The following is a 26,324-nucleotide window of genomic DNA, read 5'->3' as shown; positions in this document are numbered from 1 at the left end:
CCTCGCCGAGGCTTGGCGGCCGCCTACTGGAACGCCGTCTCCGAAAAGCTCCGGAGCTTGCGCGAATGCAGCCGCTCCATCGGCATCTCGGCCAGCTTCTCCATCGCCCTGATGCCGATGGTCAGGTGCTGCGCCACCTGCCGCTTGTAGAACTCGGTCGCCATGCCAGGCAGTTTCAACTCGCCATGCAGCGGTTTGTCGGAAACGCACAGCAGCGTGCCGTAGGGCACGCGGAAGCGGAAGCCATTGGCGGCGATCGTCGCCGATTCCATGTCGAGCGCGATGGCGCGGGACTGTGACAGGCGCTGAACCGGTCCGCGCTGGTCGCGCAGTTCCCAGTTGCGGTTGTCGATGGTGGCCACCGTGCCGGTGCGCATGATGCGCTTCAGATCGTAGCCGGACAGGCCGGTGACTTCGGCGACCGCTTCCTGCAGCGCGACCTGGATTTCCGCCAGCGGCGGGATCGGCACCCAGACCGGAAGATCGTCGTCCAGCACATGGTCCTCACGCACATAGGCATGCGCCAGCACATAGTCGCCGAGCGCCTGGGTGTTGCGCAGCCCGGCGCAATGGCCAAGCATCACCCAGGCATGCGGCCTCAGCACGGCGATATGGTCGGTGATCGTCTTGGCGTTGGAAGGGCCGACACCGATGTTGACCATGGTGATGCCGCCATGGTTCGGCTTTTTCAGATGATAGGCCGGCATCTGCGGCAGACGCTGCGGTCCAACACCTTCGCTGGGCGTGCTCTGTCCGGCCTTGGTCACGACATTACCCGGTTCGACGAATTCAGCGTAACCGCCGCCGCCCTTCTCCATCAGGTCGCGGGCGCGGGCGACGAACTCGTCGATGTAGAACTGATAGTTGGTGAACAGCACGAAGTTCTGGAAATGCTGCGGGCTGGTGGCGGTGTAATGGGTCATGCGGTGCAGCGAATAGTCGATGCGCTGCGCCGTGAACGGCGCCAGCGGTCTTGGTTCGCCGAAGGCCACTTCGAACGTGCCATTGGCGATCTGGTCGTCGGTGCCGTCGAGATCCGGCACGTCGAACAGGTCGCGGATCGGCCGCTTGATGCGCTCCGCGGCGGCCCCGTCGACGTAAGCTCCCTCCAGGAAGGCGAAATGCAGCGGAATGGGCGTGGTCGATTCCGAAACCGTGACCGCGACACCGTGGTTGCGCATGATCAGGCGCAGCTGTTCGATAAGGTACGGCTCGAACAGCCGCGGCTGCGTGATCGTGGTGGCGAAATGGCCGGGCGTCGGCATATGGCCATAGGCCTGGCGCGAGTCGACCTGGGTGAACGAACTCGTGGTGACGCCGATCTCGGGATAGAAGGCGCGGTAGCGTTTGCTGCTGTCGCCGCCGGCCGAGGCCAGGGCCGCGAAGGCGTCGCGCAGGAACTTGGTGTTGCGGTCGTAAAGCAGCTGCAGCGCCGCAACGGCTTTTTCGGCGCTATCAAAGCTTTGCCGGCCAAAAGGCTCCGGCATGACGACCGATTCGATGGCTTGGGGATAGATTCGCTTTTCCATGGCTCAATATAGAGACTTGGACGAGCGGTTGGGAGGGGTGTCGCTGTCGAAGGCGCCCAAAGCGCCATTTTTCTTTATCCACGCTGCAGGCTGACCAGCAGAACGAAACCCACGCCTGAATTCTTCAGGGCCGGCGCCTCGATCGTCGAGCCGGCGTCGGCGCGCATCATCGGCACGGCCAGAACCGGTGCTGAAAGAGCCACCAGGACGAGCGCAGCCCGCGGCAGGAGCCGAAGGATCTGGAGGGTATTGGCGGCGATGCGGGTCATGGCTTTTGCTTTTCTCTCTGGATCTGTGTCTTTGTCGCTTCAGCGGCGAAAATGGTTCACGCAATCGAATTGGCAGGAACTGGCTTGGTCCCAGGAGCGGGGGTAACGGCCCGCTTCAGCGACGAGGATGGCGAAGAACATCCCAAACAGACTCATCAGCAGGCAGACGATGGTGAAGCGGCGAGCAAGCATTGGGTCGTGTCTCCTTCAACACGCGAGAGAATGCCCCAACGCCTCTGAACCGGCTCTGATGCCGGCATTCATCTGCGGTTCAAATTGATTGACGGGATCTGACCGGGTCGCCGCGAACTAGGACGGCCACAGCCGGCAGGGCGAGAGCACCAGGGCTCGACGTGCCGCTGAAACGAAAACGGGGCCCGCTGGGCCCCGTCGTCAGGTCACAAGGATGTGGTCGATCAGAGCTTGTGCCAGGTCTGGCTCTTGCAGATCAGTCCGCCAAGCACGCATCCGCTCATCTTGAGCGAGGTGCCCGCCAATGTTGCCTTGCCCGAATAGGTCTTGTCGTTCGCCGGGTCGGTGATGCTGCCGGCATATTTGTTGTCGCCGGCCGCTTTCAGCGAGCCGATGGTCTTGCCGGCGTATTTTCCTGATTTGAGCGTGATGGAAAACGAGCCGCTGCCTGAAATGGCGGCGGTGTCGCCGGCTTGCGTCTTCCAGTTGCCCTCGATCGGATCGGCCCACGCCGCACCGGCCATGATCAATGTGGCTGCAAGAGCCAGGCTCACTTTTCGAAACATGTCTTGCTCCCTTTGGATAGCCGGCCGAATTCTCCGCCTCGCCGGTCTGCCGCTTACGCAAACGTAAGCTAATCCAGCTCCCGACAAAACAAAAGCGGGTGCCGCAACGGAAGACTTTGGGATTTTGAAAGCACCTGAATCCGCCTTGTCGCGGAGGAAATAAAGTGATCGGCGCATCGTGTTTGTTTCCCGTGGTTAGCGGAGTGTTGATTCCGCCTCCGAAAATTTTCGTCAAATTTGGCGAAAACCAGCCGAATTGCTGGCTTCGTATCCTTAACGAATTTCCGCGTTTACCTCTTGTTTTAGCTTTGTTTTCCTCAAATTAAGCACGCCATTTAACGACGGATTCAAGCCTCACCGGCATTCTCGAAAGCATCGAAAGAGCGGCCCGGACAAGACAAACGGAGGCAGCTCTCGGGAGCCAGACAGGGGACTAAAATGGCACGTTTTGAAATGCTTGAAGCAGGTTTCGGCGCCATGGGGGCAACTGCCCAGGCCGACATTCTTTTCGAACTGGGCATGATGTATGCAACCGGCCGCGACTGCGAGACCGACGTCGTCGCCGCCCACAAATGGTTCAACATAGCCGCCATCAAGGGTTCGGCCCGCGCCGCGGAACTGCGCTCGGAACTGTCGGCCGCCATGTCGAAGGTCGAGATCGCCAAGGCGCTGCGCGAAGCCCGCGAATGGATGACCATGCACTGAGTTCCGGCAGACGGGGACGCTCCGGCCACGACCGCTCGAAGACGGTCGGGCCTAACAGGGATAAGGCTGCGCAGACAGCCGGGCCACAGGCCATCAACGACAAGAATGCGGCAGCCGGACAGGCCAAGCCGCACGACGGACCATGATCCCGAAAAGTGGAATCCGGTTTTCGGACAGGCAGGGAAGACAGGGAAGGCGACGTTGGGGTTCGTGGCGCGGGGGCGCTGGCGAAACAGCCCGACAGGCAAAAAAGCCACGACCAGCCGGAACAAGGCTGGCGTGGCTTTTTCGCGTGGATGGGGCCTCGCAGGCCCAATCGAGTGGCGCCAATGCGCCTAGACAGGCCCAATGAAGGATGAAATTGTCCCGCCTCTCTGGAAGAAGCGCGGCCGGGGCGGCCGCGCGTGAGTGGAGGAGTTCTATTGCTATGAAAAAAATGAGTATTTTGAGCGCGGCCATTTTCGGCCTGATGATGAGTGCTCCGGTCGCCTTCGCCGATGACATCACCGTTTCGGTGGTCGGCCCGATGACTGGGCAACTCGCCACCATCGGCGATCAGTTCAAGCAGGGTGCACAAGCCGCCGCCGATGCCATCAACGCCGCGGGCGGCGTCAACGGTTCGATGATCAAGCTCGACATCGAGGACGACCAGTGCGACCCCAAACAGGCCGTGTCGGTAGCCAACCGCATCGTCGCCAATGGCGTCAAGTTCATCGACGGTCATGCCTGCTCGGGCTCGAGCATTCCGGCCTCGGCCGTCTATGCCGAAGCCGGCGCGCTGATGATGAGCCCGGCATCCTCGAACCCGGTGCTGACCGACGCGGCCGCCAAGGCCGGCTGGCCGACCATCATGCGTCTCTATACGCGTGACGACGCTCAGGGCGCCTTTATCGGCCCGTGGATCGCCAAGAAGTATGCCGGCAAGAACGTCGTCATCCTGCACGACAAGAGCGCCTACGGTCAGGGCGTCGCTGATGCCGTCAGGGCAACCATGAACACTGGTGGCCTCAAGGAAGTCTACTATGACGCCATCAATCCCGGCGAGAAGGACTATTCGGCGCTCGTCACCAAGCTCAAGGATCTCAAGGCCGACGTCGTCTATTTCGGCGGCTACCATCCTGAAGCCGGCCTGATCCTGCGTCAGTCGGCCGAACAGAACCTGAAGTTCCAGCTGATCATGCCGGACTCGATCGCCTCGCCGGAATTCTGGCAGGTTGCAGGCCCGGCCGGCGAAGGCACGATGTTCGTCTTCCCGTCGGACCCGCAGGCGAAGCCGGAAGCCAAGGCCGCGGTCGAGAAGATCAAGGCTGGCGGCTTCGTGCCGGAAGGCTTCACGCTGTTCTCCTACGCCGTGGTCCAGGCTTTCGCGGAAGGCATCAAGCGTGCCGGCAGCGACGATCCGGCCAAGGTCGCCGAAGCGTTGAAGAACGGCACGCCGATCAGCACTGTGGTAGGCGACGTCACTTTCGACGAGAAGGGTGACCTCAAGAACGCCAGCTACGACATCAACCAGTGGCATGACGGCAAGTACGCTCCGATCGCGCAGTAATCACTCTGGTGATCAGATAGACCAAAAAAATGGCCGGGTTCGTCCCGGCCATTTTGTTTGTGGTCCGCAATGCGCTCCGTGTATCAGCCGGCGGCAGCGGTCGGGACGTTCTGCTCTTCGACGAACCGCACCAGCACCGTCCCGTCGGTGACCTGTGCTCCCTCCACGGCGATCTCGGCAACCACTCCGTCATGCGGGGCGGCGATGGTGTGCTCCATCTTCATCGCCTCCAGGATCAGCAGCGCTTGTCCCTTGATCACCGCGTCGCCCTTGGCCACGCGCACCAGCTTCACCAGGCCCGGCATCGGCGCGCGCAGGCTGCCGGAGGCAGCAGCCGCGTCATCGCTGCGTGCCAACGGGTCCTGCACCGCGAATGTATAGCCGACGGCGCCTTCGAACACCGTGATGTGACCTGGCCAGCGGGCGAGGCGGGGAACGGCGCGAAAATCATGTGCATTGGCGCTGTCATAGGGCGCGCCGAGCGCCACCTGGAAGCGCCCGTCCGGTCGCACAGAAACCTTTGCCAGAATATCGTGCTCGCCGAACTTCAACCGCGTGCGCCGCGCCACGCCGTGGAAATGCGCATAGCCGGAAAGCGAAGACCATGGCTCGCTCGTTTGCGGCAAAGCTTCTGCACCGGAGGCGGCAAGAGCTGCTGCCGCGACGATTTCGCCGGTCGGCGGTACGACCTCGGTCAGGGCCGCCTGATGTCTGCCGATCAGGCCGGTGTCGACGTCGCCGGCACAAAAGTCTGGATCGGCGGCAAGGGCGGCAAGAAAGGCGGTGTTGACGGTGGAGCCGGCGATCTCGGTTCGCGACAGCGCCGCGCCGAGGGCCTCCAGCGCCGACTGCCTGTCCTTTGCATGGACCACCAGCTTCGCGATCATCGGGTCGTAATAGGGCGAGATGGCATCGCCGGCCCGCACGCCGGTCTCGATGCGCATCGCGGCACCATCGGGTGCCGCCTCCGGAAATTTCAGATGATGCAGTGAGCCCGTTGCCGGCAGGAACCCCTTTGCCGCGTCCTCCGCATAGACGCGCGCCTCGAAGGCATGGCCGGCAAGCACAATCTCACTCTGCGTTTTCGGCAGCTTCTCGCCGCTGGCGACCCGCAACTGCCATTCGACCAGATCGGTGCCGGTGACCATTTCGGTGACGGGATGCTCGACCTGCAGGCGCGTGTTCATTTCCATGAACCAGAAGCGATCGGCCGTCAGCCCTTGCGAGGCATCGACGATGAATTCGATGGTGCCGGCGCCGGAATAGTCGATCGCCTTGGCGGCCTTCACCGCCGCTTCTGTCATCGCCTTGCGCAGCGCCGGCGTCATGCCGGGGGCGGGCGCCTCCTCGATCACCTTCTGGTGGCGGCGTTGCGCGGAGCAATCGCGTTCGTAGAGATGCACCGCATTGCCGAAACTATCGCCGAACACCTGCACCTCGATGTGCCGCGGCTTGTCGACATATTTTTCAACCAGCACGCGGTCGTCGCCGAACGCGGCTTTTGCTTCGCGCCGGGCGCTGGACAGCGCCTCGGAGAAATCATCGGGATGCTCGACGCGCCGCATGCCCTTGCCGCCGCCGCCGGCGCGCGCCTTGATCAGCACGGGATAACCGATCTCGCGTGCCTTGGACGCAAGCAGCACGATCTCCTGCGCCTCGCCATGATAACCCGGCACCACCGGCACGCCGGCCTTTTCCATCAGCCGCTTGGCGGCGTCCTTGAGCCCCATGGCGCGGATCGAGGCCGCCGACGGGCCAATGAAGGTGAGCCCCGCCGCCACCACCTGGTCGACGAAATCGGGATTTTCCGACAGGAAGCCGTAACCGGGATGGATCGCCTGCGCCCCCGTCGAAAGCGCCGCCGCGACGATCTTGTCGCCACGCAGATAGCTCTCGCCGACAGGCGAGGGGCCGATATGAACAGCCTCGTCGGCCATCTCGACATGCAGGGATCTGGCGTCGGCGTCCGAATAGACGGCGACGGTGTGCACACCGAGCTTGCGGGCCGTGCGGATGACACGGCAAGCGATCTCGCCCCGATTGGCGATCAGGATCTTGGCGAACATGGAGCCTCCATAGCCAGGGCTTGCTGAAAGCGACGCAGGCGTTCCTTCGCGCTCCCGCCGTCCCGCGAACCTATACAGGCAGGCTTCCCCTTCGCTGGATACCGCCTTGCAGTTCGGCACTTGATGCAGAGCATTCCCTCACCAAGGGAGCGCTCTGCGAGCGAAGCGCACTTGCCTACTTCGATGCCGAGATCGCGCAGCCGCCACTTGCGGTCTTGAGCTTCCAACGCGTCAAGCCGGCCTGGCAGTTGCGCAGCGCCATTTCTTCCGCTGCCTTCTGGGACGGCGCGTTGAGCTTCGTGCCGCAGATGATGTAGAGGTCGACAACGCGCGAATAAAAGGTCGTGGCGTAGGCCGAATGACCGTTCGCCGCGACGTAGCTCTTGTAGGCAACGTTGCATTCGCCCGAACCTAGGGTCGGTGGAAAACGCACGTCTCCCTTGCTTCCTGCGAGCGATCCCGCCTGGCTGGCGCCGGCTGTTGCGAATATTAGGAGTCCTGCAAGTATCGAGGCAGCCATCCGCCGGCAATATTTCAGTTTCATTTCCACCCTGTCCCCATTGCATTGCGCGGGACAAGCAGTAGCGAATATTTTTCCTCGCCGCCAGTTCCTTGTCGGGGGTCCGAGTTTGCCTATGCTGATGAATCTGTTGGTCCATACAATTCAACTCTTGCGGAGCGCAGCAACGGTTCGTCGGTATAGTTGCGCCGTATGCTCGTCGAAGCAGCAGAAGATGACGGTTTCGGGCATATTTTTCTCTTCGACGACCATGCTGACCGTGCCGACAGCGATCCCGGTCGCCTCATCTCTCGGGTAGCGATAAACACCAGTCGAGATCGCCGGAAACGCCACCGTGCGGCAGCCATTGACGGCCGCGAGTTGGAGCGACCTGCGATAGCAGGACGCCAGCAGTTCGGCTTCGCCCTTGCCGCCGCCTTGCCAGACTGGTCCGACCGTGTGGATGATGTGCCGAGCCGGCAGTTTATAACCCTTGGTGATCTTGGCGTCGCCGACCTTACAGCCGTTCAGCATCCGGCATTCGAACTCGAGTTCGCGGCCCGCCGCGCGGTGGATGGCGCCATCGACCCCGCCGCCACCGAGCAGCGACGAATTGGCGGCATTGACGATGGCGTCGACATCCAGCTTCGTGATGTCGCCGGTGTGGATGCGGATCCTGTCCAGCGCCTTGCTCATCTCACATCCTGAACACGCCGAAGCGCGTGTCCTCGATCTCCGCGTTGAGCGCCGCGGAAAGGCTGAGCGCAAGCACCTCGCGCGTCTTCGCCGGATCAATGATGCCGTCATCCCAAAGGCGGGCGGACGAGTAGAGCGGATGGCCCTCATGCTCGTATTTCATCAGGATCGGCTTCTTGAATTTTGCTTCCTCCTCGGCGCTCCATTCGCCGCCCTTGCGCTCGATGCCCTCGCGCTTGACCATGGCAAGAACAGTCGCCGCCTGCTCGCCGCCCATCACCGAGATGCGCGCATTCGGCCACATCCACAGGAAGCGCGGGGAATAGGCGCGGCCGCACATGCCGTAATTACCTGCGCCGAACGAACCGCCGATAATGACGGTCACCTTCGGAACCCTGGCGGTGGCAACCGCCATCACCAGCTTGGCGCCGTCCTTGGCGATGCCGCCGGCCTCGTACTTTCGGCCGACCATGAAGCCGGTGATGTTCTGCAGGAAGACAAGCGGTATCTTGCGCTGGCAGCACAGCTCGATGAAATGCGCGCCCTTCAATGCGCTTTCGGAAAACAGCACGCCATTGTTGGCGATGATGCCGACCGGCATGCCATGGAGATGGGCAAAGCCGGTGATCAGCGTTGTGCCGTAGTTCTGCTTGAACTCATCGAATTCGGAGCCGTCGACAAGACGCGCGATGACTTCACGCACATCGTAGGGCTGACGCAGATCGGTCGGCACGACGCCGTAGAGTTCATCCGCCGGATGAAGCGGCGGAATCGACTTCTGTAAGTTCAGGCTTACGGTCTTGTTCCGATTCAGATTTTTGACGATGCGCCGGCAGATGGCGAGCGCATGTTCGTCGTCCATCGCATAATGGTCGGCGACGCCGGAAAGCCGCGTATGTACGTCCGCGCCGCCCAGATCCTCGGCACTGACATCCTCGCCTGTGGCCGCCTTCACGAGTGGTGGTCCGCCGAGGAAGATGGTCGCCTGGTTGCGCACCATGATCGTCTCGTCCGACATCGCTGGCACGTAGGCGCCGCCAGCCGTGCAGGACCCCATGACGCAGGCGATCTGCGGGATGCCGGCGGCTGACATGTTGGCCTGGTTGTAGAAGATACGGCCAAAATGCTCGCGGTCGGGAAACACCTCGTCTTGATTGGGCAGGTTAGCGCCGCCGCTGTCGACCAGATAGATGCAAGGCAGATTGTTCTGCAGCGCGATCTCCTGCGCCCGCAAATGCTTTTTCACCGTCAGCGGATAATAGGTGCCGCCCTTCACCGTGGCATCGTTGACGACGACCATCACCTCGGTGCACTCGACACGGCCGACGCCGGCGATCATGCCGGCCGAGGAAATCTCCTCGCCATACATCGACCACGCCGCGAACTGGCCGATTTCGAGGAAGGGTGAGCCGGTGTCGAGCAATTGAGCGAGGCGCTCGCGCGGCAACAACTTGCCGCGCGAGATATGGCGCTCGCGCGCCTCCTCCGAGCCGCCGCGCTCGACGGTCGCGGCTTTTTCGGCGATGTCGGCGACCAGCGCGCGCATGCGTTCGGCATTGGCGCGAAAGGTGTCGGAGGAGGGGGAGATCTGGGTTTGCAGGACGGCCATGCTATACCCCCTCCGCCATGATCTCGCGGCCGATCAGCCAGCGCCGGATTTCGCTGGTGCCGGCACCGATCTCGTAGAGCTTGGCGTCGCGCAGCAGGCGGCCGGTCGGATAATCATTGATGTAGCCGTTGCCGCCCAGAAGTTGGATGGCGTCCAGCGCCATCTGCGTTGCTTTTTCAGCCGCAAACAGGACGCAGCCGGCGGCATCCTTGCGGGTGGTCTGGCCGCGATCGCAGGCGGCGGCGACGGCATAGACGTAAGCACGCGCGGCGTTCATCACCGTGTACATGTCGGCCAGCTTGCCTTGCACCAGCTGGAACTCGCCGATCGGCTGGCCGAACTGCTTGCGCTCATGCACATAGGGGATCGCCACATCGAGGCAGGCGGCCATCAGGCCGATCGGGCCGCCGGCAAGCACCGTGCGCTCATAGTCGAGGCCCGACATCAGCACTTCGACGCCGCGTCCTTCTTCGTGCAGCACATTGTCGAACGGCACCTCGACATTCTCGAACACGAGTTCACCGGTGTTGGAGCCGCGCATGCCGAGCTTGTCGAGTTTCTGCGCCACGGAGAATCCCTTCATCGTCTTCTCGACGATGAAGGCAGTGATGCCGCGCGATTTCCGCTCCGGATCGGTCTTGGCGTAGACGACCAGCGTATCGGCGTCGGGCCCGTTGGTGATCCACATCTTGGTGCCGTTGAGCACATAGCGGTCATTGCGCTTTTCGGCACGCAGCTTGAGTGAGACGACGTCGGAGCCGGCGCCGGATTCCGACATCGCCAGCGCGCCGACGCGCTCGCCTGAACACAGCGGCGGCAGAAATTTTTCCTTCTGCGCCGGCGTCGCCCAGCGGTTGATCTGGTTGACGCAGAGGTTGGAGTGGGCGCCGTAGGAGAGACCGACCGAAGCCGAGGCGCGGGAAATCTCTTCCACCGCAATCACATGGGCGAGATAGCCCATGCCGCTGCCGCCGAAATCGGGATCAGCGGTGATGCCGAGCAGGCCGAGCGCGCCGAGTTCGCGCCACAGATGCGCCGGAAATTCGTTCTGGCGGTCGATGTCGCCGGCGATCGGCGCGATCCTGTCCTGGGCGAAGCGCCGCACCAGGTCGCGCAGCGCCTCGATGTCCTCGTCATGCCCGAAGCTGAGCGTGTTCGTATACATGCCGTTCCTCCCCGGCGTATGCCCCGAAGATCGCTCTCGACCTTCGGGGCATACGCAAATCAAAGTGCTACAGCGTCTTTTGGGCGTCCGAAGGGACGCGCGGCGCTGTAGGCGCCGATCCTCGCGCCAACCAGGCGCATTGTCATTGAAAGATATGTCGCTGTTACTTCAGGGACCGACAGCCGTTCGCCCGGGCGAAACCAGACGATGACGCCGGTCATCATCTGGATCAGCGCCATGGCCGTCAGGCCGGTGTCCTCGATCTCGAAGGCGCCGGCCTCGGCGCCGTCGCGCAGGATGGTGCGCAGGTCCTTTTCGTAGGCCGTGCGCATGCGCAGGATCTGTGTCAGCCTGTCGGGCGACAGGCTGCGCAATTCCATGTTCGACACATGCGTGGCGTGCCGGCGTTCGATGTGGAAAGCGATATGGTTGCGCACATAGGCCGCAAGCTGCTCCGCCGGATCGGCGCCGGTTGGCCGGGCATGTTCCCAAGCCTCGCAAAGCCCTTCCATGTGCCCGCGCATCAGGGTGAACAGCAGGTCTTCCTTGGTTGGGAAATAGCGGTACAGCGCGGCCGCCTGCACGCCGACCTCGGCCGCCAGCTGACGCATCGACATCGCCTCGTAGCCGTAGCGTGCGATCAGGTTGACCGCCGCTTCGCGGACTGCCGCCTCGGTTCGCCCGCCGTCGGATCCTGTGGTGCGCGCCATGATCGCCTCGTTAAGGCGGCAATAATAAAACGAACGTTCAATTAATTCAAGGGTACCCGAAGAATTCAAGTGATGCGCATGCGCCTATGCGACGATCCTGAAGTCTCCAGGCGCGGTCCAGGTCTCGATCTCCTCCACATCGATCCGTGAGATCGAAGCCCCCGCCGGGCCTCGCCAGAGCCGATCGATCATGGCCGAAACCGCGGCGTCGGCGCCGGCAAGCCATGCCGTTACCGAGCCGTCTCTTTCGTTGCGCACCCAACCCATCAGCCCAAGCCCCGTCGCTTCGCCTCTCGCCCAGATCCTGTAGCCGACGCCTTGCACCTTGCCGTATATGCGGGCCTGCACTGCCCGCTTCCGATCGCTCATGGCTCACTCCCTTTCATAGAGTCTGGCGCAGGATCGAGCCAAGGCAACTGGGTTGACTGGGGACGCTATCAAATTGATGAGCCGCGGTTGTCCGAAGATAGATGACTTGATCCAGTATATAATTGACTTGGTCAACCTTTTTCGCGATGATCCGGCAGCATGGGAATCTTCTGGGGTGCCTGACATGTCAACCGATCGGAATGCTTTGGTCCGCGACCTCAGGTGCTTCAATCGGTTCTATACCGGCCTGATCGGGCTGCTCGACGAAACCTTGACGCACAGCGCCTACACGCTGACCGAGGCGCGGGTGCTGTTCGAACTGGGCCGTCGATCCGGCCATATTGCCGCCGCCCCTGACGGCAAGACAGGTTTCCTGGCAAGAGCGTTTCAAATCGATTTCGCACCAGCGGCGTCCGACGTTGCCCGGGAACTCCAGTTGGAACCGGCCTACGTCACGAGAATCCTTCGAAAATTCGCTGCCGCCGGCCTGACCGAAATGCGTGTTGGTCCCGATGCTGTGGGCCGGCGCATTCTCTCGCTCACCGCGCGCGGCCAGGCCGCGCTTGCAGCGCTTCAGTCGGCTGCGGATCGCGATCTCGCCCGCCTGACCTCAAACCTGGATGACGAGGAAGCTGCCGAGCTGTCGAATATGCTGGCACGCGTCAGGGATCTGCTGGGCGGAGTGCCGGCATCCGAACGCCGCGAAATTGGCTAGTTCCCTCGCGCCGCCGCCAAGGCGCCGGGCAGTTCCTCGGCAAAAATGTCCAGTTCGTGGTCGAGGCCGACGCTGACGCGGATGCAGCGGTCGAGCCCTGGCGCCATCGGCTTGCGGATGAAGACGTCGCGCGACAACAACCCCTGCAGCACTTTCAGCGCAAAGGCAGCATCGTGGCCACAATCGATGGTGACGAAATTGGTCGCCGAGGCCAGCGGCTTCAACCCGTTCTGCTCGGCGATATCAGCGATGCGCCGGCGCCCGGCAGCCACCCGCGCCACCACCGTCTCGAGATAGGCCCGGTCGGCAAGCGCCTCGACGCCGGCGATCTGTGCCATGCGGCTGACGCCGTAGTGGTTGCGGATCTTCTCGAAGTCGCGGATCACCTGGGCCTCCGCCACCGCATAGCCGCAGCGTATCCCGGCAAGCCCATAAGCCTTTGAAAAGGTGCGCATGCGGATGACATTCGGCCGCGAGATATCGATCGGCGGCAGGGCCGAGGCCGGCCCCAATTCGCCATAGGCCTCGTCGAGCACCAGCATGGTGGTCGCCGGCAGCGCTTCGATAAAGCGGATCACCTCGTCCGCTTCCCACCAGCTGCCCATCGGATTGTCCGGGTTGGACAGATAGACCAGCGGAGCCTTCTCCTTGACGACCGCCGCGAGCAAACCATCCAGGCTTTCGTGGTCGTTCACGTAAGGGACGGCCACCAGCCGCCCGCCGACGCCGGCAACATGGAAGTTGAAGGTTGGATAGGCGCCGAGCGAAGTGACCACCGCATCGCCATGCGCCACATACATGCGCGCCACCAGGCTGAGCAGGCCGTCTATGCCTTCGCCGACAACGACATTCTCAACCGCCACACCGTGATGCGCGGCAGCCGCGACCTTCAGATCGAAATTGTCGGGATCGCAATACATCCACATGTCGCGGGCAATCTCGGCCATCCGGGCGATGACGCGCGGCGAAGGACCAAAACTGCTTTCATTGGCGCCGATGCGGGCACGAAAAGGGCGCCCGCGCTCACGCTCCTGCGCTTCCGGACCGACAAACGGCACGGTCGACGGGAGTGCTGCGATAAGCGGCGAGAGGGGAGGGCGCAGACGCATGGCAAAGGTCTCGGTTGAAAAGGGAGCTTCTTGCTAGCGTGGGCGAAGGGGGGGTGCAAGCTGCGGGAGCCGGGAACTTACGGAGCTGACCAGCTTTCGATTTCTCACTTCTGGCTGCTCGTCGGTGTCTGCGAGGCCTGGACGTTCCGCCGGAGGTCGTGGCCGTGGGGCGCCGACATGCGGTCTTGCATAGTGCGTCTCGCTCCAGACTGGATTCTAGTGGCTGCTTTTGCTAGCGAAACAGAATGAGCAACCGATTACCCCCCGCCTGGGCCAAGCACATTAAGACCCAACCCGGAACGCCCAAGGCCGCGTCCCCGAAAGTTGGACTGCCGAAACCGCAGCCCCTGACGGCCACTCCCTCGCACGTTCAGGCCGACGACTTGATATTGAGGCAGGCGCTTGAACTTCAGAAAGCCGAGCGTTTACCGGAGGCCGAAGAACTCTGTCACCGCGTTCTGGCTAGAACGCCCGAACACGCACTTGCATTGTACATACTGGGAACGCTGGGGCTCGATTTTGACGCCGATCTGGCCATCAAGTATTTCGAGCGTGCGGCTGCCCGGGAGCCCAACAATCCCTATTACCAGCTCAGCTTGGGGGAAGCCTGGTTGAAGGCGGCGGACTATTTGCCGTCGATCAAACATTTTCAGCGGGCGTGCGAACTCAAGCCGGATCTGGTAGAGGCGCTCTTGGGATTGGGCCAAGCCTACAACAAGTTTGACAAGGCTGAGATGGCCTTGGCGGCATACGAACGGGTGCTCAAAATCAACAGGGATCACCCACAGGTTCGATTGGGCGTGGCAAGTGCACTAACCAGCCTAGGACGGATGGACGACGCTGCAGCCTGTCTAAGCGAAGCCATCGGAGAGCGCTTGGGTGCACCTGCAGCTTACCACGCGCTTGTTAACACGCGAAAATTCTCCGCGGAGCCGCCCGAACTCAAGTCGATTCTCGCTGAACTTGAGGATCCTGCGGTTATCGACGCCGGCTCGTACGACCTTCATATGGCAGCGGGCAAGATTTTGAGCGATCTCAGGCGTTTCGACGATGCTATGGATCATTACCTGAAAGCCAAGACATTCGCCGGGCGGAATTTCGACATCGCATCCTATCGCAAGAGAGTGGACACTCTAATCGAGATATTCGACGCCGACCTCTTGGCTGCGAAGACTGGCTTTGGGGACCCCTCCGATATTCCGGTATTCGTTCTTGGGATGCCGCGTTCTGGAACGACGCTGACGGAACAGATATGTTCGAGCCATCCAGATGTTTATGGCGCGGGAGAACTCTTCAAGCTCGGGCGAATAGCGGCTGCCAACGGGCTACGCGGCGAAGTGGATCGGAGTTCCGGGCCGCTGCTCAGGTCGATGACAATCGAACAATCGCAAACAAAGGCACAGGACTACCTGGCGTATTTGAGGCAGTATTCGCATGCCGAATTGCGGGTTGTCGACAAGATGCCTCATAATTTCGAGCTTATCGGATTGATCGCGATTTTGTTTCCGAAAGCTCGTATAATTCACTGCAAGCGTGACCCGATCGACAACTGTCTGTCGTGTTTCACTTCCGATCTTAACGAGACGCACAGTTATACCTCGAATCTTCATGACCTGGGCCTTTATTATCGTGAGTATGATCGTCTTATGACGCACTGGAAGGCACTCCTGCCTGGGCGCATCTTTGAAAATCGCTATGAGGAGCTTATTTCGGATCAGGAGGAGCAATCACATCGTCTGATCGATCACCTCGGGCTGCCTTGGGATGACGCTTGCCTGCGCTTCTTCGAAAGAGAAGGCTCAGTCAGGACAATCAGTCGCTGGCAAGTTCGCCAACCGATCTACACATCGTCGGTCAAGCGTTGGAAAAATTATGGCGGCAAGATCCAGCCTCTGATCGATGCCCTAGGAGATTTGGCTGAAATCTAAACGCGTCCGACCGCGCGGCTGGAGTGGCGAGATTGATAACGGAATCTGGTCTCAACGTTGCGTCGCGGGCAAGCGTCATAGGTAAACTTTAGTTCAATATGAACCATTTTCATGGTCTCAGCAGGCGACCGTGCCTCCTGCGTAGGCTTGGCAGAACATCTGATCGCAGTGTCTCCGGTTGACGACGGAAAAGTGATGGTTTCCTTCTGCAGGATGGCTTGTCCGAAGCTGGATTCAGGCTGCCTTTTTTGCTAGCCAGAAACCATGAACAATCGTCTTCCGCCCGCCTGGTCTAAACACCTCAAGTCCAGCGCTGCGCCGAAACCTGGATTGTCACAGACAGGTCCGATACAAGCGGATCTGCCGAAAACAAATTCGTTCGCACGCGCACGCGCTGACGATTTGTTGCTGAAGAAAGCCTATGAGTATCAACAGGCCAACCGGCTTGTTGAGGCTCAGGACTTATGCCTGCAGGTTTTAGAGCGCACGCCAAACCATCCGCTGGCCTTGTACATCATGGGCACGCTTTGCCTGGGTTATGACGACGAGGCGGCTTTGCGCTACTTCGCACGGGCGGTTGGAGAAGTGCCCAACAACCCCTACTATCATCTGAGCCTTGGCGAAGCTTATCTGGTGATTTCCGAATTTTCGCCCGCAATCAAACATATACAGTATGCCCTGAAACTGCGGCCTGATTTGATAGATGCACTTTGTGCATTAGGGAGAACATACGTTGCGTCTGGCAAGCCCTCCTTGGCCTTGCCGCTCTACGAGAAGGCGGTGAACATCAACCGCGATCACCCCAAGGTACGAATCGGAATGGCTGCCGCGCTGAGCAGCTTGGGGCGTATGGATGAAGCCGGCGTATATTTGAAGGAAACAATCGAACGCCGCGTCAACCTACCCGTCGCCTACAACGATTTGGTCCAGACACGAAAATTTACCGCCGAACCTCCAGAACTCCAGTCCATCCTGAAGGAACTTGGCAATCCCAGGCTCGATTCGGAGGGCGCTGAAATGCTCCATCACGCCGCGGGCAAGGTTTTCAACGATCTCAAGCGTTACAAAGAGGCATTGCACCATTTTAACAAGGCGAAACAGGTTGTCGGATGCGAGTTCGATATCGGCCAGTATAGTCGCTGGATCGACTCGGTAATCGAAACCTTCACGCCGGGTTTGTTTGCCGCCGCGTCCGGTTTTGGCAATCCGTCCGAGGCGCCCGTGTTCGTGGTTGGCATGCCCCGTTCCGGTACGACACTGACGGAACAGATCCTGGCCAGCCACCCCAACGTCCATGGCGCTGGGGAGCTTAGCAAGTTGAAGCGCATCGCCAATGCGATCGGCCTCAAACCGTCGTCGGCCGGAGATGTGGTTCGGTCTGTCAATTCCCTCACGCCGGAGCTGATCAAGACTCTGTCTGATGAGCATATATCCTACCTGAGAGAGCAAGCGCCGGCCGCGTTGCGCATTGTCGACAAGATGCCGCATAATTTTCAACTGATCGGGCTGATCGCGCTTCTGTTCCCTAATGCGCGCATCATTCACTGCCGCCGCGACGCGATTGACAATTGCGTCTCGTGCTTTGTCCTGCCCTTTTCCAAAGGACACAGCTACAATAGCGACCTGCGAACGCTCGGCCTGTACTACCGTGAATATGACCGTTTGATGCGGCATTGGAACAAGGTTTTTCCGGGACGCATTTTCGAAAATCGCTACGAAACCCTTGTCGAGGACCAGGCAGAGCAGTCGCGCCGTCTCATCGATTATCTCGGGCTGCCTTGGGATGACGCGTGCTTGCGCTTCTTCGATCGAGAGGGCTCGGTCACCACGCCGAGCCGCTGGCAGGTTCGGCAGCCGATCTACAAATCCTCGGTTAAGCGGTGGAAGAATTACGAAAGCGAGGTTCAACCGCTGATCGAGGCATTAGGCGATCTCGCGGAAATTTGACGGCGGTTTCCGGATCCTTTGCCGGAACCACCACTTCGTCATCCCGGCGCGAAGCGACAGGAAGCGACTCGGTGCGGTATGCGGGTTCATGGCCTGGCTCGAGAACGTTGCTGCGGTTCAGATGCTGCCCATCGCATTCCTCTGCTACGGCTACGGGATGTATGCTTGAGTCCTCACGCCCCTTCGCATCGCGATGCCCAAGGATGTTGAAGCTGTGAGGCATCAGCCAATCGGAAACGCCTGCTATGGTGCGCCGAAACGAGGCTTTGGCTTGCCGAATGCCTGGGTAGTCAAGTGTCTCCGGCTGCCTGCGGATTCTGAGATGGTGGAACAAAAAACTTCCGGTGCGTCGCCTGTATCCGTCGACACGATGCGCTCGAACAGATAAAGAAAAACCCGGCGGTCGCCCGCCGGGTTTCTGCATCCCAAAATACCTGGTGTTAGAAGTCGCGCTGGAAGCGGATGATGCCGCCGACGCTGTTCTTCTTGTCGGCAGCGGTCCAGTTCGAGTTGTCGAGCTCGCCGAACTTGCCGTCGTGGAGGTAGTCAACTTCGCCGGTGACCGTGAAGCCGGGAACGAGCGTGTAGGCAACGTTCGCCGCAAGGCCATAGTTCTTCCACTGATCGCCAGACACCTGGACGTTGAACGAGGTCTTCTCGTTGAACTTGTAGGTGCCGCCGGTCCAGAAGGCCCAATGGCCGCCCCATGGCTTGTAGAAGCCGCGACCGCCTGCTGCGGGAACGCCGATCGGGGGTGCATCGTCAAGCTTCCCGGTGCTGCCGTAGCCGCCCATGACGAACAGCGACAACTCGTTCGAGACATTGACGTCCAAGCGAACCTTGCCTGCCACTGATTCGTAATTGCTGTCATAGGCGACGACACCGGTGATGGCGCCCCAGCCCTGCGTGTACTTCACGCCACCGACGACATGCGGAACGTAGCTGTCGATCGTGCCCACGCCGATCGCGGTATTATAGCCGAGGCCATCGCCCGAACCTTCTTCGAGCGAGACCACTGCCGAGAAACCGTTGCCGGCGTCGAAGTAGTACTGGATTTCATTGGTCTGGAAACCGCCATAGGGAACCAGCGTATCGTTGATGACGTTGCCGGCGTAGCCGATGAACGTGTCGAAGGCCGATTCGTCCAAACCTACGCGCAGGCCGCCGAGTTGGGCCCAGGCAAAGTGCAGGTCGAACCCTTTGTTGCCGGCGCTGTTGACGTAGTCGTTAGCGGCGTGGTTGCCGAAATTCATGCGCATTTCGGTGTAGGTCTTCAAGGTGCCGAGTTCAGTTTCCTGGCCGGTCCAGGTCTTCAGCGTGAAGCGCTCATTCTTCAGCCAGGTCCCCTGGTTCTTGCCGCTTGTGACGTCGTCGGTGCGGGCACCATCGAATGAACCGAGATCGCCGCCGGCGGCGTCGTAACGGACATAGCCGCCGATGCGCAGACAGGTCTCGGTGCCGGGGATGTAGAAGTAGCCAGCGCCGTACACGTCGCAGATCTTGACGTATTCAGCGGGTTCCGGCTCGGCGACGACGACGGCGTCGGCGGCGCGCGCACCGGAAACTGCGATCAGGGCCGCAGCGGAGCCGAGAAGAAGGCTCTTGATGTTCATTTTCTGACCTCCAGTCAGAATCGAACGAAACGGCGGCTTTGATAATGCGCGTTTTTGCCTTAACTTTTTGTATTTGCACGATTTTCCAGGAGAAGTTCTTGGATTTCACTAAGGATGCGAGCCTTCACCACAGGCGCCTATTGGCAAAAGCGTGCCCGGAACCGGATTTGAGATAGCGCTCAAATGAAGTCGCCTTGGCCTGGTTCGAGAAGGCCGTGTAGCTCACGATCCGCCACGGCAGGAACTTAGCCGTATGATTGGATTTTCCGGCATTGTGCTCGGCAAGCCGGCGCCTCAGGTCTGAAGTTAACCCGATATAGCGCTCACCTTCCACAGCCTTGCTTTCCAACAGATAGACATACCACACGAACCACCCCTCCCTAGCCAAGGCTATCCTGCTTCGCAGCAGGGCGGCTGCCAACCCTGTTTTACGAGGAATTTTAGGTACTTGCCGCCCTCCTTCGCCGAGGCTTCGGAGGGCATCCTGCTTCGTGCGGAAGGTTGGGCTTGTCCTGCGAAGCGCGCAGCGCGAAGCAGGATGGCGGAGAGGATGGGATTCGAACCCACGAGAAGCTTTTGACCTCTACTCCCTTAGCAGGGGAGCGCCTTCGACCACTCGGCCACCTCTCCGTTGCGCCGCTGGATAAAGAAAAGCGCCGGCACAATCAACAAGTCCGCGTCATTATATGGAAAAATAACGGCGCACCGAACCGCGGCTTTCCCAGGTGCGGCGGTTCTGCGGCAATTCCCGGGCCGGTGACTCGCGGCCTTGCCATGATTCCGTCGGCCGGTTGCCGGATTCGGCTGGAAATAGGCCGCTGCGGCGGGGCCAATGGTTAACGAGAGCTTTCTGAGTGAGGCCAAATCGTGTCATTTGTGCAACAACGCTGGGGGATAGCAGCCGAACAGCCCTTTCGCAGGTACGATCGTGGTTGAACGCCGCCGCCTCATGGGTAATGTCGAATTCGAAGGAGCGGCGCGGTGCGCATCTTTTTCGGTAGTGGGGATGGGGCAGGGAACGCTGTCCTTCAGCAAAGAATACCCAGACCCGTTTTTTAACTTTTGACTGGAGGTCAGAAAATGAACATCAAGAGCCTTCTTCTCGGCTCCGCTGCGGCCCTGATCGCAGTTTCCGGTGCGCGCGCCGCCGACGCCGTCGTCGTCGCCGAGCCGGAACCCGCTGAATACGTCAAGATCTGCGACGTCTACGGCGCTGGCTACTTCTACATCCCCGGCACCGAAACCTGCCTGCGCATCGGCGGCTACGTCCGTTATGACATCGGCGGTGGCGACGTCGGCTCGTTCGATGGCGCGAAGTCCTTTGACCATCAGAGCGGCAAAGAGCAGGGCACCTGGTACAAGAACGCCCGCCTCTCGCTGAAGACCTGGACCGGTCAGGAAACCGAGCTCGGCACCTTGAAGACCTACACCGAGACCCGCTTCAATTTCGGCAACCGCAATAACTACGGCCAGAGCACCACCGCCGACACCACCGGCGGCGGAACCGTAACCACCCTCCAAGGCAATCCTGCCTTCAACAAGGGTGTGTCGCTGAACTTCGCCTGGATCCAGCTCGGTGGTCTCCGCGTTGGTAAGGACGAATCGGCCTTCAATACGTTCATCGGCTACGCTGGCAACGTCATCAACGACACGCTCGTTCCCTATGGCGATTTCGACACCAATGTCGTTCAGTATTATTTCGACGCTGGCAATGGCTTCTCGGCCGTGGTTTCGCTCGAAGAAGGCCAGGGCGTCGTGGGCACGATCGACAGCTACATGCCGCATGTCGTCGGCGGTCTGAAGTGGACGCAGGGCTGGGGTGGCATCAGCGGCGTCGTTGCTTATGACAGCAACTACGAGGAAGTGGCCGGCAAGGTTCGCTTGGACGTGAACGTTTCCAGCGCGCTGTCGCTGTTCATCATTGGCGGCTATGGCAGCGACAACAATCTCAACGATCCGACCAACGCAATCCCGGCCAGCGGTCGCGGCTTCTACAAGCAGTGGGGCGGCAACTGGGCAGTCTGGGGTGGCGGCACCTACAAGTTCAACGAGAAGGCCTCGTTCAACACCCAGATCTCGTATGACGAGTGGAAGAACCTCGGCGTCGCTGCGAACATCGCTTACGACATCGTTCCCGGCTTCACGGTTACGGCCGAAGTCGACTATCTCCACGCAGGCCGGTTCGGTGAAGTCACCACCGATGCCGTCAACTGGACCAATGCCGACAAGAAGAACAGCGTCGGCGGCATGCTCCGCTTCCAGCGCTCCTTCTAAGGGCTGGTTCCTTACAGGTGAAATCCAGCCCGGGCGCGCAAACGCCCGGGCTGTTTTTGTTTCGTGACTGGTCAACGCAACAGAAGGAACAGGGGGAATCGGTAGCTGAATAAATCCGCGGGACGATATCGTGGGATCCGTTGATGGGCGGATGAGATCACAACCGCGTGATTAAAATCTCTTGAAAGGACGCTTCCAAGCGGGTAGGGCTGATCTATCCACTCGGGGGTGTGATCAATTATGACCAACGAAGCGATTCAAGAGGGTAGCCCCCCGGATCCGTTTTCGATGTTTTCTTCTCAGAACTCAAAGATCAAGTACACCTACAACAAGATAAGAGAAGTAAAGTCGTACAGGGTCGGAGAGCTTTTTTCAGCTTACCGGGACATACTGTGGGATGATGGGCGGCATAAATACAATGTCAGCTCTTTCATCGGCGAAATAGACGAGATCCTCCTTGGGGAGCGTTTCAGCGCCGTCGACCAGAGTACCCTTGATAACCTTATCGGCACCTTGCGCCAGCGCGGCAACAGCAACGCAACCATCAATCGAAAGATGGCTGCCCTCAGCAAACTGCTGCGCAAGGCTTACAAGATGGGAGATATCCACAGCCTGCCCGAGTTCCGCCGCCAGAAGGAGCGGGCGGGACGGATTCGCTTCCTCGAGAGGGAGGAAGAGGCAAGGTTGTTCGCTGCCATCAGGAGCCGCAGCGAGGATGCCTACAGGCTTTCCGTCTTCCTGGTCGACACCGGATGCCGTCTCGGCGAGGCGCTCGGGCTGATCTGGAACGACATCCAGGAACATCGCGTCTCCTTCTGGATTACCAAATCCGGCCGCAGCCGCACCATTCCGATGACCGAGCGGGTCAAGGAGGTCATCAAGCTGCCTCCGACCGAAGGCCGCCGGCCCAAAGGCCCGTTCACCAAACTGAGCCAGGCACAGTTCCGTGCGATCTGGAACGAGGCGAAAGCCGAAGTTGGCCTGGGCGCCGACGATCAGGTCGTGCCGCACATCCTGCGCCACACCTGCGCCTCGCGCCTTGTCCAGGGTGGTATCGACATCAGGCGTGTGCAGATGTGGCTCGGCCATCAGACCTTGTCGATGACCATGCGCTATGCGCATCTGGCCACCAACGATCTCGATGGCTGTGTCGTGGTGCTGGAAACGCCGCGAAGCGAAGAGTCGCAGCGCGGTGCCGAAAGCTCGGTGTTTTCGTCTCCGTTGACCGCGGCTTCGACGCCAAAGCGGGGCCATACAGGCGAGGCGGGCGCAGCGAAGCCGGCCAAAGCGTCCGGGAAAAGCTCGAAGGCCAAATAGTTCCGCTGGCCTGCATATACTGTGATGATGACCCCGGGATCAGATATGGTCTTGGGGTTTACTTTGTTTGGTCTAGAGCATGATGCCGAAAAGTATGAAGCGGTTTTCGGACGATATCATGCTCCAGCTCCAATGCATGTCACCCAAAATTGGCCTCGGTTTGCGAGAACGACATGCATAAAACAAAGACCTAAAGCGCGTGGCATGAATCCGTTCAGACGCGGCGCGCGTTAGCGTTCAGCCCGATCAAGGAAGGTCGCTATATCGCCGGGCAGGCCGCCGGTTTCGAGAAATGGCGCGTGACCTTGGCCGTCGACCGTGATCGTTTCCATCGCCGGGTGGTGTTCTTGCATTTGCCGCATGGTGTCTTCGGACAGCAGTCTCGAATTGGCGCCGCGGATGGTGAGCAAGGGAATGGCCGCCAACGCGTCGAACTGTGGCCACAGAGCGGGCAATGGCTGCGACAGGTCGAGACCAGCGACCGTGTCGACCAGTTTCGGGTCAAAATCCGGCAACAGCCCTTGATCCGTCTCGCGGTAGAGCGCCCCCGCCATTCGCGCCCAGTCGGCGTCGGTGAGCACGGGAAAATCCTTGCCGTGAACGCCGCGCTGAGCATTCACCGCTGCGGTGAAAGTTTTAGGCTTCGGCGCGCGTTCGAGATAGGACTGGATGTGGGCGAGGCCGGCCGGCTCGATCACCGGCCCGATATCGTTGAGAACAATGGCTTTCAACGCGGCCGGCCGCAGCGCGCCAAGCACATGGATGATCAGCCCGCCACGCGAGGTGCCTATGAAAGCGGCCTCCTCGATCCCAAGTGCGGCCAACCCGGCAAGGATATCGCCGGCCTCGACGCCGACATTGTAGTGGCTGACATCGGGATCGTAGGCCGACTCCCCGCGTCCGCGATAGTCGAAGGCAACCACCTTGCGCGTTACCGGGGATCGCGTCGAAAGATACAGTGCAAGCTCATGAAAATCCCGTGCGTTGCGGGTCAGGCCAGGCAGGCAGACGACCGGCCAGTGTCCGGAATTCGCTTCGCCATAGACGCGCGCATGAAGTCTCAGCCCGTCTGGCGCGCCATAGAAGAAGTCGGAAAAACCTTCAGTGCTCGACATCTGGACACGCCACCTTCTCGCTGCTTCTCTGACTGCTACAGGCGAGGGCGGGGAGCGTCAAATGAAGGCCTTCCCTTCTCCCCCTTTTGGGGCCTGAAGGGCGGGCGAGGCGCGTGGCTCGCCCAGGGCGGTGGATCGGCGCGCAGCGCCGAGACGGTTGAGACGTAGAAGGAAAGAACCTCAGCTGCGTCCGTTCACCAAGTCGCCGACGATGTCGTATTTGCCGGAAATACGCATCTTGTAGATTTCGTAATTCTCCATCACGCGCTGCACGTAACTTCTTGTTTCCGTGTAGGGAATCCGCTCGATCCAGTCCACCACCGCATCGATGTCCTTGCCGCGCGGGTCGCCGTATTTTGCCACCCACTGGCTGGCCCTATTGGGGCCGGCATTGTAGCCGGCGAAGGTCAGCACATAGGAGCCGTTGAAGCGGTCGAGCTGCTCGCCAAGGAAGGCTGAACCGAGTGTGGCATTATAGCCGGCATCGGTGGTCAGCCGTGCCTGCGAAAACTGCAATCCGGCCTTCTTCGCCAGTTGCCTGGCGGTGCCCGGCATCAGCTGCAGCAGCCCGCGCGCGCCGGCACTGGATACGGCGCCGACGTTGAATTCGCTCTCTTGCCGGGCGATCGCATAGGCCAGCGCCTTGCCCGAGCCGGAAATATTGGCCGAATCAGGGATGACGCCGAGCGGGTGCGACAGCGCACCGACATCGATGCCGCGTGCGCCGGCGATCTTGCCGACCTTCAGCGCCATGAAATGGTTGTCCTGTTTCTCGGCAAGGGCAGCAAGCAGCGCCAGTTCGCCCGGGCTGGTCAACTGCCCGGCGAGGTCGCGATAAAGCGTTTCGGCATAGCGGTCGTAGCCTGCCTCCTGCAGTCGCTTGATGGCGCTGACGGCTTCGCGGCCAGCAAAATTCTGCCGGTCGGCGGCACTTGGCGTGGGATAGACGATGTTGAGCGCCTGCCGGCCGACACGCTCGGCGGCAAGCTGGCCGTAAAAGGTCGTGCCGTAAGTGGCGGCGCGGCCAAAATAGTCCTTGGCATTGCCGGGGGCGCCGACTTCCGCCGCGCGGCCGAGCCAGTAATAGGCGCGCGACAGCGTCATTGGCCCCTGGGCAAGGTCGGCGATACGCGAAAAATGCGTTGCGGCAAGCTTGGGGTCGTTCAAGCCGCGCAGCGCATACCATCCGGCATGGAACTCGGCCTCGGCCGCATTGGCAGCGCTTTCGGCAGCATGGGTGGCGACAATCTTATAGGCCGTCTTCATGTCGCCTTGGTCGACCAGTTCGCGCGACAGCACCCGGCGCTCGACCCACCAGGCATCGGGATCGACCAGAGCCTCGCGGTCCGTCGGCGCCTTCATCACAGCGGCGGCGGCGCCGGCAAAATCCTCCTGCTTGCGCAGATATTCCGCCTGCGCGAAGAAATAGCCGGCTGAACGCTGGGCCGCCGGCACAGCCTTCAGCAGTTTCAGTGCATTCTTGTCGCCTCTGTCGGCTGCGGCCCAGGCCTCGGCAAACTGCTGGGCGTCGGCGAGGCCGGCAAGGCGCAGCGCGGAATTCACCCGGTCGGCATAGAACATGCGGTCCATGCGAAAACGGTGGTCGGCGGCAGGGATCAGACTGCCGAATTCCTTGATCAGCGCCGTCTCATCCTTGGCTTCAAGGACCGTGGTGCGCCAGAACGGCGACAGCACCGAGCGCGCCGCCTTGACGTTGCCGTTCGCCACATAGGCGCCGGCGAGAGCCATGACGCCTTCGAATGTCTGTGGCTGGCTGCCATCGAACGCCGCAATGACGATGTCGGGGGCAGGGTTCTCGCGGTAGAGCGCGCGCTCGCTGTTCTTGCGCAGGGCAATGGTGCCCGGCCAGTTGGGCAGCATCTTCGCGGCGGCGGCGATGTCGCCGCTCGGAACCTTGTCGCCGCCATAAAGCGCGATCGCCCAGGCCAGTATGTGCTGATCGAGCGATTGAGCGGGAAGCGCATCGCGCACACCGCGGGCGGTGGGAATATCGCCGGCCGCCAGAGCGTCCAACCCGCTCTTCAACACCGCAACGCTGGGCGAGGGGGCCTGCTGCGCATTGTCCTGCGGGCTCGGCATCGGGATCGCCGAGGTGACCCGCGCATCGACGCTGCCGCTGATCGCCACGCCGGGCATCAGCCCGGCAATGGCGCCAAGCAGCGCGAAGAGGTGGGGCCGACTGGTCGGCATGATTTCGTGTCTTTCCCTAATCCAGCATTTTATCAGCAGGCGAAGAAGCCTCGAAGCCTAAACTTAGGTCGTGAAGGGCTCGTAAACAAAAGGTTATCGAGGCCGTTCGAATTGCGCTTGCTGGCACCATGGCAATGCTTGCCGCGCAACCATGTCGAGACTATGGTGCGC

General features: G+C 60.9%; 23 protein-coding genes and 1 tRNA gene. 7 read left to right on the top strand and 17 right to left on the bottom strand.

Going from position 1 to position 26,324, the window contains the following annotated elements; genetic code table 11:
- Window positions 1–23 precede the first annotated feature (23 nt).
- The 4 genes from AC04SF_RS23225 to AC04SF_RS23210 form a co-directional block, all read right to left on the bottom strand.
- Complete coding sequence (locus AC04SF_RS23225; protein ID WP_488479674.1) at window positions 24–1,487, bottom strand: AMP nucleosidase; 1,464 nt, start codon at window positions 1,485–1,487, stop codon at window positions 24–26.
- Between the two features lie 116 nt (window positions 1,488–1,603).
- The gene (locus AC04SF_RS23220) at window positions 1,604–1,798 is read right to left on the bottom strand and encodes a hypothetical protein (RefSeq protein WP_488479673.1); all 195 of its coding nucleotides are present in this window, start codon (window positions 1,796–1,798) and stop codon (window positions 1,604–1,606) included.
- A 39-nt stretch (window positions 1,799–1,837) separates the two neighbouring features.
- On the bottom strand, window positions 1,838–1,990 hold the full coding sequence (locus AC04SF_RS23215; RefSeq protein WP_488479672.1) for a hypothetical protein: 153 nt from the start codon (window positions 1,988–1,990) through the stop codon (window positions 1,838–1,840).
- A gap of 224 nt (window positions 1,991–2,214) precedes the next feature.
- Window positions 2,215–2,556: a DUF2147 domain-containing protein gene (locus AC04SF_RS23210; RefSeq protein WP_096456274.1), complete on the bottom strand. Its 342-nt coding sequence runs from the start codon at window positions 2,554–2,556 to the stop codon at window positions 2,215–2,217.
- A gap of 438 nt (window positions 2,557–2,994) precedes the next feature.
- Here AC04SF_RS23210 and AC04SF_RS23205 point away from each other — a divergent pair, with 438 nt between their 5' ends.
- Window positions 2,995–3,261, top strand: a complete 267-nt coding sequence (locus AC04SF_RS23205; protein WP_010915070.1) for an SEL1-like repeat protein — start codon at window positions 2,995–2,997, stop codon at window positions 3,259–3,261.
- Window positions 3,262–3,688: 427 nt separating this feature from the next.
- Entirely contained in the window at window positions 3,689–4,810 is a 1,122-nt protein-coding gene (locus AC04SF_RS23200) for a branched-chain amino acid ABC transporter substrate-binding protein (RefSeq protein WP_027046653.1), read from the top strand.
- An 83-nt stretch (window positions 4,811–4,893) separates the two neighbouring features.
- On the opposite strand, the gene AC04SF_RS23195 is transcribed toward AC04SF_RS23200, so the two are convergent.
- The 7 genes from AC04SF_RS23195 to AC04SF_RS23165 all read right to left on the bottom strand — a co-directional run bounded on the left by AC04SF_RS23195 (window position 4,894) and on the right by AC04SF_RS23165 (window position 11,924).
- Window positions 4,894–6,876, bottom strand: coding sequence for an acetyl/propionyl/methylcrotonyl-CoA carboxylase subunit alpha (locus tag AC04SF_RS23195; protein WP_488479671.1), 1,983 nt, complete (start codon window positions 6,874–6,876; stop codon window positions 4,894–4,896).
- Between the two features lie 175 nt (window positions 6,877–7,051).
- Window positions 7,052–7,420 (bottom strand): hypothetical protein, encoded by a 369-nt coding sequence (locus tag AC04SF_RS23190; RefSeq protein WP_488479670.1) that lies wholly within the window; start codon window positions 7,418–7,420, stop codon window positions 7,052–7,054.
- Between the two features lie 120 nt (window positions 7,421–7,540).
- Window positions 7,541–8,071: an O-acetyl-ADP-ribose deacetylase gene (locus AC04SF_RS23185; protein WP_488479669.1), complete on the bottom strand. Its 531-nt coding sequence runs from the start codon at window positions 8,069–8,071 to the stop codon at window positions 7,541–7,543.
- Window position 8,072: 1 nt separating this feature from the next.
- On the bottom strand, window positions 8,073–9,680 hold the full coding sequence (locus tag AC04SF_RS23180) for a carboxyl transferase domain-containing protein (RefSeq protein ID WP_488479668.1): 1,608 nt from the start codon (window positions 9,678–9,680) through the stop codon (window positions 8,073–8,075).
- 1 nt (window position 9,681) lies between these two features.
- The gene (locus AC04SF_RS23175; protein ID WP_488479667.1) at window positions 9,682–10,845 is read right to left on the bottom strand and encodes an isovaleryl-CoA dehydrogenase; all 1,164 of its coding nucleotides are present in this window, start codon (window positions 10,843–10,845) and stop codon (window positions 9,682–9,684) included.
- Between the two features lie 59 nt (window positions 10,846–10,904).
- Window positions 10,905–11,555, bottom strand: a complete 651-nt coding sequence (locus tag AC04SF_RS23170; protein ID WP_488479666.1) for a TetR/AcrR family transcriptional regulator — start codon at window positions 11,553–11,555, stop codon at window positions 10,905–10,907.
- A gap of 84 nt (window positions 11,556–11,639) precedes the next feature.
- Complete coding sequence (locus AC04SF_RS23165; protein WP_488479665.1) at window positions 11,640–11,924, bottom strand: acylphosphatase; 285 nt, start codon at window positions 11,922–11,924, stop codon at window positions 11,640–11,642.
- A gap of 106 nt (window positions 11,925–12,030) precedes the next feature.
- Between AC04SF_RS23165 and AC04SF_RS23160 the strand changes: the two genes are divergently transcribed.
- The gene (locus AC04SF_RS23160) at window positions 12,031–12,639 is read left to right on the top strand and encodes a MarR family winged helix-turn-helix transcriptional regulator (protein ID WP_488479664.1); all 609 of its coding nucleotides are present in this window, start codon (window positions 12,031–12,033) and stop codon (window positions 12,637–12,639) included.
- Here the strand turns inward: AC04SF_RS23160 and AC04SF_RS23155 are convergent.
- Window positions 12,636–13,748 (bottom strand): pyridoxal phosphate-dependent aminotransferase, encoded by a 1,113-nt coding sequence (locus tag AC04SF_RS23155; protein WP_488479663.1) that lies wholly within the window; start codon window positions 13,746–13,748, stop codon window positions 12,636–12,638. The two genes, AC04SF_RS23160 and AC04SF_RS23155, sit on opposite strands and share 4 nt — an antisense overlap.
- Before the next feature lie 245 nt (window positions 13,749–13,993).
- On the opposite strand from AC04SF_RS23155, the gene AC04SF_RS23150 reads away from it, so the two are divergent.
- On the top strand, window positions 13,994–15,676 hold the full coding sequence (locus AC04SF_RS23150) for a tetratricopeptide repeat-containing sulfotransferase family protein (RefSeq protein ID WP_488479662.1): 1,683 nt from the start codon (window positions 13,994–13,996) through the stop codon (window positions 15,674–15,676).
- Window positions 15,677–15,940: 264 nt separating this feature from the next.
- Entirely contained in the window at window positions 15,941–17,623 is a 1,683-nt protein-coding gene (locus tag AC04SF_RS23145; RefSeq protein WP_488479661.1) for a tetratricopeptide repeat-containing sulfotransferase family protein, read from the top strand.
- A gap of 440 nt (window positions 17,624–18,063) precedes the next feature.
- Here the strand turns inward: AC04SF_RS23145 and AC04SF_RS23140 are convergent, their stop codons facing one another.
- The 3 genes from AC04SF_RS23140 to AC04SF_RS23130 form a co-directional block, all read right to left on the bottom strand.
- Window positions 18,064–19,236, bottom strand: a complete 1,173-nt coding sequence (locus AC04SF_RS23140) for a porin (protein ID WP_488479660.1) — start codon at window positions 19,234–19,236, stop codon at window positions 18,064–18,066.
- Window positions 19,237–19,360: 124 nt separating this feature from the next.
- Window positions 19,361–19,603: a GIY-YIG nuclease family protein gene (locus AC04SF_RS23135; protein ID WP_488479659.1), complete on the bottom strand. Its 243-nt coding sequence runs from the start codon at window positions 19,601–19,603 to the stop codon at window positions 19,361–19,363.
- 172 nt (window positions 19,604–19,775) lie between these two features.
- Window positions 19,776–19,866 (bottom strand) — tRNA-Ser (locus AC04SF_RS23130).
- A 450-nt stretch (window positions 19,867–20,316) separates the two neighbouring features.
- Between AC04SF_RS23130 and AC04SF_RS23125 the strand changes: the two genes are divergently transcribed.
- Together AC04SF_RS23125 and AC04SF_RS23120 are read left to right on the top strand one after the other, a co-directional pair.
- Window positions 20,317–21,510: a porin gene (locus AC04SF_RS23125; protein WP_488479658.1), complete on the top strand. Its 1,194-nt coding sequence runs from the start codon at window positions 20,317–20,319 to the stop codon at window positions 21,508–21,510.
- Window positions 21,511–21,750: 240 nt separating this feature from the next.
- Complete coding sequence (locus AC04SF_RS23120; protein ID WP_488479657.1) at window positions 21,751–22,827, top strand: tyrosine-type recombinase/integrase; 1,077 nt, start codon at window positions 21,751–21,753, stop codon at window positions 22,825–22,827.
- 230 nt (window positions 22,828–23,057) lie between these two features.
- Here AC04SF_RS23120 and AC04SF_RS23115 read toward each other — a convergent pair whose 3' ends face one another.
- Together AC04SF_RS23115 and AC04SF_RS23110 are read right to left on the bottom strand one after the other, a co-directional pair.
- Complete coding sequence (locus tag AC04SF_RS23115; RefSeq protein WP_488479656.1) at window positions 23,058–23,942, bottom strand: alpha/beta fold hydrolase; 885 nt, start codon at window positions 23,940–23,942, stop codon at window positions 23,058–23,060.
- A 180-nt stretch (window positions 23,943–24,122) separates the two neighbouring features.
- On the bottom strand, window positions 24,123–26,153 hold the full coding sequence (locus AC04SF_RS23110) for a lytic transglycosylase domain-containing protein (protein ID WP_488479655.1): 2,031 nt from the start codon (window positions 26,151–26,153) through the stop codon (window positions 24,123–24,125).
- Window positions 26,154–26,324: the final 171 nt, after the last annotated feature.

The sequence above is a fragment of the Mesorhizobium sp. CNPSo 4671 genome, assembly GCF_057784245.1.
The sequence above is the reverse complement of the archived record's forward strand: the minus strand, read 5'-3'. Positions and strand labels throughout refer to the sequence as shown.